This window comes from Psychroserpens damuponensis (assembly GCF_000826655.1).
GTDB lineage: Bacteria > Bacteroidota > Bacteroidia > Flavobacteriales > Flavobacteriaceae > Psychroserpens > Psychroserpens damuponensis.
The window spans coordinates 77,301-89,422 of record NZ_JXJO01000024.1 but is presented as its reverse complement, the minus strand read 5'-3'; the positions used below and the strand labels follow the sequence as shown (position 1 = coordinate 89,422).

The following is a 12,122-nucleotide window of genomic DNA, read 5'->3' as shown; positions in this document are numbered from 1 at the left end:
CTTTATGACATTTTTTCTCTTAGTCGTTTATTGAACACCAATAAAAAATCAATTATGTTTAAAAAATATAGAATTATAAAATGGATATTATCAACCATAGCAATTTTTATAATTGCTATAGTTTTGCTAGGTGTGTATATCTCAAGTTTATTATCAAAAGATGACATGTCTCTTAGTAATAGTCATGTAAACGATATCGAATATATTATTAATGATGTGCCTTCTTATCGCGGAAAAATACTAGCTGTCGTAACCAGCACTGACTCTATGAGTGTAAATGGTAAAGCAACAGGATATGAACTTACAGAGTTGGCGAGAGCGTATTATGTTTTTCAAGCCAATGGTTTTGATGTAGAAATAGCAAGTCCGTTAGGTGGAAAACCACCTGTTGTTATTGACCATGATGATATGGGACCATTTGATTATGCATTTTTAAATGACTCTATTGCAAAGACAAAAACAAACAATTCAATAGCTTTAAAACATATAGTGCCAGAAGATTATAAAGCTGTTTATTTTGTGGGAGGTAAAGGAGCTATGTTTGATTTTCCTGATAATACATATATTAAAGCCCTTATAAAAAACTTCAATTCTGCTCATAAAGTTATTGGTGCAGTATGTCATGGACCAGCAGCATTAGTAAATGTGAAATTAGAAAACGAACAACCATTTTTAAAAAATAAGCAAGTAAGCAGCTTTACTAATAATGAAGAGTTATTATTAATACCAAAAGCAGAAACTATATTTCCTTTCTTATTACAAGATAAATTGATAGCCGAAGGTGCAAAATTTAATGAAGGCATCATGTATTTAGAAAAGGTAAGTCATGATGGAAATTTAATAACTGGTCAAAATCCATGGTCAGTTTGGGCATTAGCAGAAACTATGGTGAAGCAATTAGGCTATGCACCAAAAGAAAGAGAGCGAACCGATGAGGAACATGGTGTTCATGTATTATATATTTATGAAACAGAAGGAAAGAAAGCTGCTAAAACATTAATAACTCAGATGATTCAGGAAGAACAAAAATCTATTTCTAGACATATAATAATAAATCATAGTGCTATTTCAGTATTAAAAGGAGATTTAGGTAAGTGTTATGATATGATTAGTTTAGCGGCTCATGCTAAAGATCTAGAAAACAAAAAATTATGAGGACAATAGTACTAAGTTTATTTTTTATATCGAATATTGTAATAAGTCAAACAGATTCTATTAGTCGTAGCATTTCAGCTAAAATCAACCATTTATCAGATCATCCTGTTCATAGTATTTTACTTTATATAGAAAATGAGTCTAATGGGTTTGTTTACAATGAAGGATTTGGGCAAAACAGAGAAAATGGTGACACAGTTACAAAGTATAGTTCTTTTAAAATTGCAAGTAGCACTAAACTGTTTGTATCAACCATTATTCTTCAGCTACAAGAAGAAGGAAAACTTCGGCTAGACGATGGTATTTCGAAGTACATAAAGGATTTAGACTATTTAGATTTCGAAAACCTGCATAATTTTAATGGAATCAAATATGCAGATCAAATAACAATAAAACAGTTATTATCACATCGTTCTGGATTAGCCGATATTTTTACAGATAAAGAAGAGGCGTTTTTTGAAATGTTAACTAATAACTCAAACAAACAATATTCATCAAAAGCAATTATTGATCTTTATTACACATTCAATTTAAACATTGAACCACATTTTAAACCCAATGAAGGTTGGTTTTATTCTGATATTAATTATGTGTTATTAGGCTTAATCATCGAAAAGATTGATAATACCAAATTAGCTCAGTCGATACGAAATAGAATATTAGATCCTTTAGAAATGAAGCAAACTTTTTTCGAGTATTACGAAAATCCCAGAACCAATAATAATCAAATAAACCAGTATGTGGGACACTTTAATTTTTCTATGATGAACACCTCGTTTGATTGGGCTGGAGGAGGGCTTGTATCTACTAATGATGACTTAGCTCTATTTATAAAAGCACTTTTTAATGGAGATATAATTACTAAAGAATCATTATCTAAAATGATTAAAGTAGAATTCACAAAACCAAATGAAAGTCGCTATGGTTTAGGTGTTTATGAATTTATAGTAAATAAAGATGTTTACTATGGTCATTTTGGCTTTTACAATACCTTTATTGGGTATTGTCCTAAAACAAAATCTATCATTTCTTATTCTATAAGTCAAGCAACTCCAGATTTTGATTCTTATAAATTTATAGCCAAGTTGTTAAAATTCGCGCAATATTGAAGACCTGAATCCTCTAAAATTGATGCAAGCATATTATGAATCATGCATGGAATAAAAAACCAATAGCCACTCAAGTTTATTTTAAAAGCATATTGATATTAGTTTTATACAATTTACCAATAGGCACTATATAATCTTTAATATAAATTCTATTTCCTTCAATACGGTTGATATGCTTTTTTGCAACTGCAAATGATTTATGTACTTGAAAAAAATCGTTAGTACTAAGCAGTTTTATGGAATCAGAAATTTTTTCGCGGATTGTTATGGTGTCTTTTGTAGTAACAACTTTAGTATAGTTACCTGAGGCCTCAATAAATAAAATGGAATCAAATTCTACTTGAATATGAATATTGTTTTGTTTAAAAAAAATATACTTGTCCTTAATTGGTGCTATATTTATGTTGTTTTCCTTTGTTTTTGAGCGGTCATTTAAAGCTGTTACTTTATTAACTGCACTTAAAAAGCGTTCAAAGCTAAATGGCTTTAATAAATAATCTATAACATTTAATTCATAACCTTCAATCGCAAATTCGCTATAGGCTGTGGTTACAATCACTTTTGGAGGAATTGAGAGGGTTTTTAAAAATTCAAACCCTTTTAGTTTAGGCATGTTTAAGTCTAAAAAAATAAGATCTACTTTATGTTTGCTCAAATAATCAATGGCTTCTATAGCATCATAACAGTTAGCTTTAAATTCTAAATTTGGTAACATATCACAATAGCCTTTTATAATATCGTGTGCAATATGCTCGTCATCTACTATTAAATAGGTAGTCATAATGTTATATTCAGTTTAGCTTTATAAATAGTATCTACTTTAGAGACTTCAAAATAATGTTTTTTTGGATACACTAGTTCTAATCGTCGCTTTAGGTTTTTTAAACCTATTCCTGAGTTATGATTGTCATGTGAAACATCAAAATTATTTTCAATTTCAAATTTGACTTCATTATTTCGTGCTACTAATTTTATATGAACAAAAGCATGTTCTCTCAAATTTTCTACACCATGTTTAAAGGCGTTCTCTAAAAGAATAATGAAGAGTAATGGCATTATTTCATAATCATTGTCATTAATATCAGTATGAAATTGCACATCAATAACTTTATGATAGCGCATTTTATGTAGCTCAATGTAATTTTGCAGATACGTTATCTCTTCAGATAATAAAACCGTGTCTTTATCACCTTCATAAATGCTATAACGCATCATGTCAGACAGTTTTAAAATGAGTTCTTGAGCCTTCTTAGAGTCTTTTTCTACCAAACCATAAAGGTTATTCAACATATTAAAAAAGAAATGTGGATTCACCTGACTTTTTAAATGCATCAATTCAGTTTTGGCCTTTTCATTCTTTAATCTAATAATGGATTTGATTTGCTTAAATAGCCAATGCGCAATAGTGATAAAGACAAGTATAAAATAGAATGCAATAAATTCTACGAATCCTTCTTGCTTACCAAAAGTGTCATTGAAAACCACAATGATAACGCCTATTACAACAAGCATAATTTTAAAAATCCGCTTGATTGTTTTCTGTTTATTACGAGTTAATTTCAACTTCATAAGTCAATATTAATTAAATAAAATACGCTGTACAAATTAGTTGACAACCAGCAATTAATTAGTGATAAACTATCTAAAAGCTGTGATATGATGCTTTTATTACTCAATATAATGTGTTTGTCCCATTTACATCTATGTGTAGCCCTATCATTTTTTTAAGGTTATAAACACATATATGTTTGCTAAAATCAATCATCAATCAAAAAACGAATAGTATGAAACTCATTATTGATAATTTATCAAAAACCTATTCAAATGGCGTTAAAGCCCTTCAAGATATTTCCGTAGAAATTCCAACAGGTATGTTTGGTTTGTTAGGGCCAAATGGTGCAGGTAAATCAACTCTAATGAGAACCATTGCTACTTTACAAGAGGCAGATCAAGGCTCAATTAAACTTGGAAATATTGATGTACTCACACAAAAAAAAGAATTACGGCAAGTCCTAGGATACTTACCACAACAATTTGGTTTATATCCTAAAATTTCTGCCGAGGTGTTACTCAATCATTTTGCGGTTTTAAAAGGTATTACTAATAAAGGGGAACGAAAAGACTTAGTAAAGGCATTATTGCATAAAACCAATTTGTATGATGTTAGAAAACAAAATCTAAAAGGGTTTTCTGGCGGAATGAAGCAACGTTTTGGTATTGCTCAAGCTTTACTAAACACCCCTAAACTGCTCATTGTAGACGAACCCACTGCTGGGTTAGACCCTTTAGAGCGTAATAGGTTTTACAATGTTTTAAGTGAATTAGGAGAGAAAACCGTAGTTATTCTATCTACACATATTGTTGATGATGTGAAAGAATTATGTACCAATATGGCAATTATCAATAAAGGGCAAGTGTGCTTGCAAGGTAATCCGTTGCAAATACTAGAAAACCTAAAAGATAGAGTTTATAAAAAAACAATCGAAAAGTCAGAATTAGAAACTTACAAGCAAAATTATCAAGTCATAAGCGAAAAGTTATTTCTAGGAAAACCCACTATTCACATCTTAAATGATGTGAATCCTGGAGATGGCTTTACGCTTATTAATGCCGAATTAGAAGATGTGTATTTCTCTGAAATTTTTAATCACACAAACGCTAAATCTAACTAATTATGTGGTACAATATTTTTAAGTTCGAATTACAGTATCGTATAAAACGTCCAGATACTTATGTGTTTTTTCTATTTCTTTTTTTATTCTCTATTGTAGGTGTAGATTTTATTTTTCAAGGTTCTGAAATGGGACTCATGAAAAAAAACTCACCATTAGTCATAGCTAAAACTATGGGTGCAATTTCTGGAATCTTTATGATTTTAGCCTCAATGATTATGGGTGTTTCTGTATTAAGAGATTTTGAGTATAATATTGAATCACTAATGTATTCTACGCCAATTAGTAAAAAAGATTACTTATTAGGACGGTTTTTAGGAGCATTTACTATACTAATAGTTGTGTTTTCTGGTGTTATCTTCGGAATGATACTCGGAGAATTTATGCCTTGGAATGATCCAGATGACTTATTGACGTTTAATGTCATCGTATATGTAAAAACGTTTTTAATGATAACCTTACCAACTTTATTTTTTGGAGCTTCTGTGTTTTTTGTGACAGGTGCTTTAAGTAGAAAATTAGTTGTGGTATATACGCAAGGAATTTTTGTGTTTGTGATTTTTATGCTTACTAAAGCCATAACCAATGATTATTGGCAAGCTATTTTAGATCCATTTTCATTAACTACAACCAGCTTTGCTACAGAATCCTGGTCTGCTTTAGAAAAAAGTACTCAAAGCATACCCTTTTTTAGCGTGCTTCTATATAACAAACTGTTTTGGATTACTATTGGAGGTTTAGCCCTAATTTATGGTTACCTAAAATTCAGTTTTAGCAGTGTTAAAGAACAAAAATCAAAGAAAAAGCAAACCCAAAGCATAGATGGTAAAACAACGTATGAAGCGAGTGATATAGTCATACCTGAAACTCAAAAGCAGTACGGCTTATTATCAAAATGCGAGCAATTGAGACAGTTTTCATGGTTTTATTTTGTAAGTATTTGCAAACAATCATCTTTTTGGGGAATTATTATTTGCGGTATGATTATCATTCTTATCAACTCAGTAAATTTAGGTACTGTTTACGGTGTAGATAGTTATCCTACAACTTATTTTATTGTTGAAGAATTGAAAGAAACTTCCATGTACTTCTTCATTATTATTTTAGTGTTTTATTCAGGTGAATTAATTTGGAAAGAAAGAGGCGCTAAATTAAATTTAATTTATGATGCCACACCAATGTCGAGCTTTATAAATCTGTTAGGCAAGTATATAGGGTTAAATTTAATTTATGTAGTATTAATGATTGCTTTGATAATTTCTGGTGTTATATTTCAAACATTTAGTGGTTATCATAAGTATGAATTCCAGGTGTATTTCTCAGGTTTCTTTATAGAGATTTTTCCGTTTTTAGCATTATACACTTTTATCGCATTTTTTATACAAGCATTGGTTAATCATAAGTTCATAGGTATTATGTTGATGGTTGTTTTTTTTATTACTACTATTTTGTTAGGCGTATTTGGCTATGATCATGAATTATACCTTTTTGGCGGAAGTTCTTTAGGAACCTATTCGGATATGAATGGTTATGGTCATTTTTTAAAGCCTTTCCTTATTGTCAAATTGTATTGGTTTCTTTTCGGTTTACTAATGTTGATCATTGCATCTGTGGTAATCGTTAGAGGTGCAGAAACCAACGTATTAAAACGAATAAAAACTAGTAAATACAACATCAGTAAATCCCTTTTTAAACTTATAACTACGGTTGGCGTATTATTTATAATTATTGGAGGTTTTATATTTTATAATACTAATGTTTTGAACACGTATTGGACCAATTCTGAAGCTACTGCATTTAGAGTCTCTTACGAAAAAGAACTCAAACAATTTGAGTATATACCACAACCTAAGTTGGTTGATGTTAACTTAAAATTAGAACTGTATCCTTCAACACGAGATTATACAGTAGAAGGGTATTATATATTAAAAAATACGACTAGTACAGATATCAAAACCGTTCACATTCAAAAACTTCTAGAAGAGCATGTCTCTTTAGATAGTGTTGCTTTTGATGGCGGATTTACAATTAATAAGCAATATAAAAAGTTTGACTATTCCATTTTCAATTTAAATAAAGCTCTAAAACCAGGAGATTCAGTAAAAATGTACTTTAAGCAACGTTTTATTACAAAAGGTTTTGAATCGGGTAACGGAAATGTAAACATCAATAAAAACGGTACATTTTTTAATAATACAGATTTACCAACTATTGGTTATAATAAAAAATATGAGCTCAATGATGCTGCTGAACGTGAAGATTACAACTTGCCTATTCGTGTTGGTAGAGCAGATAGAACAGCTGTAAACGAAGTTGTAAATGCAAGATCGGGAAGTGATTCTGATGGTATACATTTTGAAATGATCATTGGTACATCAAAAGATCAAACGGCCTTAGTTCCTGGAAATTTGGTAAAACAATGGACTGAAAATAATCGCAGCTATTTTCATTATAAAATGAAGCAACCTATAATAAATTTTTATTCTATTGTCTCTGCAACTTATGAAATTAAAAAAGATGCTTGGGTTGCTAATAAGGATTCAAAACCTGTAGATCTTGAAATTTATTATCATAAAGAACACAGCTATAATATAGATAGAATGATGGCTTCTATGAAGGCCTCATTGAATTATTACAGCAAAAATTTTAGTCCTTATCAATACCAACAATTACGTATTATGGAGTTTCCACGATATGAACAATTTGCACAATCGTTTCCTGGAACTATTCCGTTTTCAGAATCTATAGGGTTTATACTAAATATAGATGATGAAAAAGATGTAGACATGGCATTTTATATTACAGCACATGAAATAGCGCATCAATGGTTTGGGATGCAAGTAGAAGCTGCGCATGTAAAAGGGCAATACTTTATATTAGAAACCTTATCTCAATATGCTGCAATGATGGTTTTAAAGCAGACCTTTTCCGAAGAAAAATTACTACAGTTTTTAGAGATTCAAAAGGAAGATTATAAAGAAGGTAAAAATAGAGCAGCTACTAAAGAACCATCACTAGCTTTAGTAGAAAATCAAGGCCATGTGTATTATGCAAAAGGTGCTATAACTATGTATAAATTTCAAAAAGCAATAGGAGAGGAGAAGGTGAATAAAGCCTTAAAACGTTTTCTTGAAGATTGGAATACTAAAGATGGTAAACTGAAAATGAACTCAAATAGATATGCAACATCTAAAGACCTTTTAGATTATTTTAGAGCGGTTACACCAATAGAAAAACACTATATAATTACTAATTTATTTGAAAAAGTTGAGTCTATAGAATTAAAATAAACACTGAATTCTTTATAATGAAAACAACAAAAATAAAAACTAGATGCTATGATTTTTTAAACAAACCCTACGCAGTGGTTTTAATCATGCTTCTTGCTCCTCTATTTGGGTTTATTGACCGAAACTTCACCTTTTTCTTTCCGCTTGGCATTGTTTTTCTAATTCTAATGGCAAGTAAATTTAATTGGACAACGTTTGCAATGGGTAAGAAAATAACAGGAAAAACGCTTATAAAGAGTTTAATTCTAGCTAGCATCCTGTTTATTGTATTTACCTTTTTAATAGACCCATTACTTATAAAATGGTTGGGTGACTTTAATCTTTCATCTATAAATGATATTCGAGGAAATATTCTGGCCTATCTCGTTTTACTAGTGGTAGTGTGGGTGTTTGCAGCCTTTGGTGAAGAGTTAGTTTTTCGTGGCTACTACATGAAAGGATTAGCTGAGTTACTAGGTAATAGTAATAAGGCATGGCTAATCTCAGCATTAATAACCTCGCTATACTTTGGGATATCTCATGTATATCAAGGGCTTATAGGAGTGGTATCTGTATGTCTATGGTCGTTCGCAATAGCATTACTTTTCAATAAAAACAGAAATAATTTACTTCTTCTTGTATTGATTCATGGAATTTATGACACCATTGGAGTTACACTAATATATCTCAATTTAGATATAGTAATTACTGATTATATGCAACAAATGTTGACGTTGTAAGCTACTGTCGATTTGGTAAAGAGCTTTAAACCTCTCAAATTACTTTTACTTTCTGAAAATTTCTTAAAAATGTAATTCGTTTTTAATGAAAAAATACTAGAAGAGAAGTGAAATGTCTATCGAATGAAACTCATTATTACTCATACTCAATTTCAATACTTTCTGTTAATGGAATGCTTTGACAACTTAAAATATAACCTTGTTCAACTTCTTTATCGCTCAGTGCGAGATTGTTATTCATATGAATTTTACCAGATGTTAGTTTACACATACAAGTAGAGCAAACACCACCTTCACAAGAATAAGGCGGTTTTTTTCCTGCATCAATAAGCGTTCTTAAAACAGTTTTACCTTGTGGTATAGCAATTTGAATAGTTTCTCCGTTAAGATGTGCTGTTAATTTTGCGTTCTCATAAGCCTTTGTTGTATCAACTGAAGCACTTCCTCCAAAGCTTTCTATAAAAATTCTATCTTCAGGAACATCAATACTTTTTAATGCTTTTTTGGTGTTCTCAATCATCGTTCCTGGACCGCAAATGTAATATTGAGCATTTTGAGCATATGGTGGATATTCGTTAACAAACCATTTAACAGCATCAGTATCTACACGTCCTTTTCTATAAGACTGTTCTTTTGAAGTTTTCCATAAATCACTCCAATTACTTTTAGGGCGACTTAAGGTGTGTTCTAAAATAAATCTATCACTATAGTGTTCTTGAAGTGCGTTTAATTCTGTGTTGAACATGATGGAATCCTGACTTCTGTTACCATAAATCATATGAACATAGCTACGTGCTTCGGTTAATAAGACCGTTTTTAAAATTGATAGTATTGGTGTAATCCCACTTCCTGCGGAAAATAGATAATACGTTTTATAAGAGTCTTTTTTTACATCCGCAAAAAATCGTCCATCTGGTGGCATAACATCTACAGTATCTCCAGCTTTTAAATTATCGTTGATATGATTAGACACCAATCCATCTTTAACTCGTTTTACACCAATGCGTAATGGTTCTTCCAAAACAGGTGAGCTACATAGTGAATAAGAACGACGAACCTCTTCTCCATTAATGCTAAACTTTAAGGTTAAATATTGTCCTGGTTTATAGTTAAATGTTTCATATAATTCCGAAGGAACATCAAATGCCACAGACGTTGAATCTTCTGTTTCTTTTTTAATTCCCAATATTTTTAGTTGGTAAAAGTTACGCATCGTTTCTATGTTTTTCTATCCATTCTTTTACAACACTTTGGAATTTACTCACAGCAAACTCTCCTTTTTGCGCTTGTGCGCCAACACTAAAAAACGGTGAGCTTAATGATTTTTGCTGCTGTTCGCACGCATATACATCTTCTGCCATAAAATCTCCTGATGCCATTGGGTCACTAGCATCTCCTTCATATTTACCTTTGTTACCAATGGTTTTCCATACTTTACTTGTCATAGATTTAGTGTATTGTTTGGTATATTCCCACTCGCTAACATTCATGGTTTTAGATCGAATAACTACCAAAGTTCTATCTGGTGCTAATGGAATGGCGTGAAAAGTATTCCAAGCACTTTCGCTTTCGGTAATACCAATATTAGGAAACAGCCAAGGGACATAAGCTCCCATTTTATTTTCAGGCATTTTATCTATTAATGGAAAAGGTGATGCATTTTTTATATCTGCAAGATATTCTGGAACCAAAGGTTCGTAAAAATGATAATGTGGTCCAGCCCAACCAAATTCTGCTTTAGCATGATCGTACATATTTAAGGTACCTTCATGTAAATGTGCTAAATGATATTGGTCAATGTAATTTTCAACCACAATCTTCCAATTGGCATTAATTTCTTTAGCATAAAATGGTTCGTCTTTGTTTTTTTGGTATTCAATTAATTCTTCAGGAATATGAGGCCCAAGATAGGGTTCTACTTCTCCAAAAAAGGTCATAATGTTAGGTGCATTTTTATCTGGATGCACAAATAACATACCCTTAAAAATATCTACAGAGGCTTCATGAAGATTTAAGCCACACTCGTGTAATTCCTTATTACATAAATCTGGAAATTCTTCTTCTTTCTTCGGAATACTCACGAGTTTTCCTTCTAAATCATAGGTCCAATCATGGTAAGGACAGGTAATTGCTTTTTGTCCTTTACCAACAGCTCGTAATAATTGGGTACCTCTATGACGACACATATTATGAAAAGCACGCAAACGATTATCACGTCCTTTTACAACAAATATATTATTGAGTCCTGCTTGCACAGAAATATAATCTCCAGCATTTTCAACATCTTCAATCAAACCTGCAAATTGCCAAGTTTTGCTAAAAATATGTTCTTGTTCTAAATCGAACCATTTTTTAGACGTGTATGCTTCAACAGGAAGCGTGTGCATCATATTTTTTTGATTATTCATAATTTTTATTTTTTAATGAGCTCCACTCATATTTAAACCAATAATGCCAACAATTATTAATGCTATTGAACCTATTTTTAAGGCAGAGAAGCTATCTTCAAAAACAAAATAACCAATTACTGCTAATATTGAAATACCTACACCAGACCAAATGGCATAGACCGTTCCTAGTTCAAAATATTTCATAGCATATTGCAATAAGCCAAAGCATATGATGTAAGCTACCCAAACTGTAACATTCCAAATCATAGCATTTTTACCACCTTGGGATGCCATTTTCATAGCGGTTGTTCCTAAAACCTCAAACGCAATTGAAGCTAATAAATATATCCATTTCATAATTAATATGTTGTGTTTCGTTTCCAAATTTCTTTATATGGCTGATTGTCTACAGTCATTAAAGCTTCTAAAGTATTATCATCATTTAACGTGAATATTACATTATAAAAACTACCATCTGGTAAGTACATTTTTCCATTTATATAGTTTCCGTTTTTATATTCTAAACCTGTTAAAAAGTAGTCTTCTTTTTTATTATCTCCTTTATATTCAGTAGCACCATCATTGTAATAATGCACTTTTCCGAAGAATGTATTATCGTTTTCAACAATTTCATAAACAGCATCGTAATCATCTGTTTCAACATCCCAAATGCCAATAATTTTATCTTTTTGTGCACATGATGTGAAGGTTAGAGCAAAAAAAAGAAATGCCAAAACTGGTTTTAAATAGGTCATAATCATTTGTTTCTAATTCTCTACAAAGATGT

11 protein-coding genes are annotated in these 12,122 nt (G+C 31.1%); 5 read left to right on the top strand and 6 right to left on the bottom strand.

Annotated elements, in window-relative coordinates:
• The first annotated feature begins 54 nt into the window (after window positions 1–54).
• Together TD29_RS14775 and TD29_RS14770 are read left to right on the top strand one after the other, a co-directional pair.
• Window positions 55–1,155, top strand: a complete 1,101-nt coding sequence (locus tag TD29_RS14775) for a type 1 glutamine amidotransferase domain-containing protein (RefSeq protein WP_040281692.1) — start codon at window positions 55–57, stop codon at window positions 1,153–1,155.
• Entirely contained in the window at window positions 1,152–2,264 is a 1,113-nt protein-coding gene (locus TD29_RS14770) for a serine hydrolase domain-containing protein (protein ID WP_040281690.1), read from the top strand. Before TD29_RS14775 ends, TD29_RS14770 begins: the two co-directional genes overlap by 4 nt.
• A 76-nt stretch (window positions 2,265–2,340) precedes the next feature.
• Here the strand turns inward: TD29_RS14770 and TD29_RS14765 are convergent, their stop codons facing one another.
• The gene (locus TD29_RS14765) at window positions 2,341–3,045 is read right to left on the bottom strand and encodes a LytR/AlgR family response regulator transcription factor (RefSeq protein ID WP_040281688.1); all 705 of its coding nucleotides are present in this window, start codon (window positions 3,043–3,045) and stop codon (window positions 2,341–2,343) included.
• Entirely contained in the window at window positions 3,042–3,776 is a 735-nt protein-coding gene (locus tag TD29_RS14760) for a sensor histidine kinase (RefSeq protein WP_241485287.1), read from the bottom strand. Before TD29_RS14760 ends, TD29_RS14765 begins: the two co-directional genes overlap by 4 nt.
• Before the next feature lie 272 nt (window positions 3,777–4,048).
• Between TD29_RS14760 and TD29_RS14755 the strand changes: the two genes are divergently transcribed.
• From TD29_RS14755 to TD29_RS14745, 3 genes are all read left to right on the top strand, one after another.
• Complete coding sequence (locus TD29_RS14755) at window positions 4,049–4,936, top strand: ABC transporter ATP-binding protein (protein WP_040281684.1); 888 nt, start codon at window positions 4,049–4,051, stop codon at window positions 4,934–4,936.
• A 2-nt stretch (window positions 4,937–4,938) separates the two neighbouring features.
• Entirely contained in the window at window positions 4,939–8,226 is a 3,288-nt protein-coding gene (locus TD29_RS14750; RefSeq protein ID WP_040281682.1) for an ABC transporter permease/M1 family aminopeptidase, read from the top strand.
• Between the two features lie 86 nt (window positions 8,227–8,312).
• Entirely contained in the window at window positions 8,313–8,945 is a 633-nt protein-coding gene (locus TD29_RS14745; RefSeq protein WP_040281680.1) for a CPBP family intramembrane glutamic endopeptidase, read from the top strand.
• 136 nt (window positions 8,946–9,081) lie between these two features.
• Here the strand turns inward: TD29_RS14745 and TD29_RS14740 are convergent, their stop codons facing one another.
• Genes TD29_RS14740 through TD29_RS14725 form a run of 4 tightly spaced genes read right to left on the bottom strand, consistent with a single transcriptional unit; the run spans window position 9,082 to window position 12,090 of the window.
• Window positions 9,082–10,158 (bottom strand): ferredoxin--NADP reductase, encoded by a 1,077-nt coding sequence (locus TD29_RS14740; protein ID WP_040281678.1) that lies wholly within the window; start codon window positions 10,156–10,158, stop codon window positions 9,082–9,084.
• The gene (locus TD29_RS14735; RefSeq protein ID WP_206539800.1) at window positions 10,151–11,353 is read right to left on the bottom strand and encodes an aromatic ring-hydroxylating oxygenase subunit alpha; all 1,203 of its coding nucleotides are present in this window, start codon (window positions 11,351–11,353) and stop codon (window positions 10,151–10,153) included. The genes TD29_RS14740 and TD29_RS14735 overlap by 8 nt, the downstream gene beginning before the upstream one ends.
• A 12-nt stretch (window positions 11,354–11,365) precedes the next feature.
• Entirely contained in the window at window positions 11,366–11,692 is a 327-nt protein-coding gene (locus tag TD29_RS14730; protein WP_040281676.1) for a DMT family transporter, read from the bottom strand.
• 2 nt (window positions 11,693–11,694) lie between these two features.
• A complete protein-coding gene (locus TD29_RS14725; RefSeq protein ID WP_040281674.1) occupies window positions 11,695–12,090 on the bottom strand; it encodes a DUF2147 domain-containing protein in 396 nt (131 codons plus the stop codon).
• Window positions 12,091–12,122: the final 32 nt, after the last annotated feature.

Bases quoted from the DNA above. Each gene is read 5' to 3' on its own strand.
- TD29_RS14760 (WP_241485287.1), bottom strand. From the start codon at position 3,776: ATGCTTGTTGTAATAGGCGTTATCATTGTGGTTTTCAATGACACTTTT.
- TD29_RS14775 (WP_040281692.1), top strand. From the start codon at position 55: ATGTTTAAAAAATATAGAATTATAAAATGGATATTATCAACCATAGCA.
- TD29_RS14740 (WP_040281678.1), bottom strand. From the start codon at position 10,158: ATGCGTAACTTTTACCAACTAAAAATATTGGGAATTAAAAAAGAAACA.
- TD29_RS14755 (WP_040281684.1), top strand. From the start codon at position 4,049: ATGAAACTCATTATTGATAATTTATCAAAAACCTATTCAAATGGCGTT.
- TD29_RS14750 (WP_040281682.1), top strand. From the start codon at position 4,939: ATGTGGTACAATATTTTTAAGTTCGAATTACAGTATCGTATAAAACGT.
- TD29_RS14770 (WP_040281690.1), top strand. From the start codon at position 1,152: ATGAGGACAATAGTACTAAGTTTATTTTTTATATCGAATATTGTAATA.
- TD29_RS14745 (WP_040281680.1), top strand. From the start codon at position 8,313: ATGCTTCTTGCTCCTCTATTTGGGTTTATTGACCGAAACTTCACCTTT.
- TD29_RS14730 (WP_040281676.1), bottom strand. From the start codon at position 11,692: ATGAAATGGATATATTTATTAGCTTCAATTGCGTTTGAGGTTTTAGGA.
- TD29_RS14725 (WP_040281674.1), bottom strand. From the start codon at position 12,090: ATGACCTATTTAAAACCAGTTTTGGCATTTCTTTTTTTTGCTCTAACC.
- TD29_RS14765 (WP_040281688.1), bottom strand. From the start codon at position 3,045: ATGACTACCTATTTAATAGTAGATGACGAGCATATTGCACACGATATT.
- TD29_RS14735 (WP_206539800.1), bottom strand. From the start codon at position 11,353: ATGAATAATCAAAAAAATATGATGCACACGCTTCCTGTTGAAGCATAC.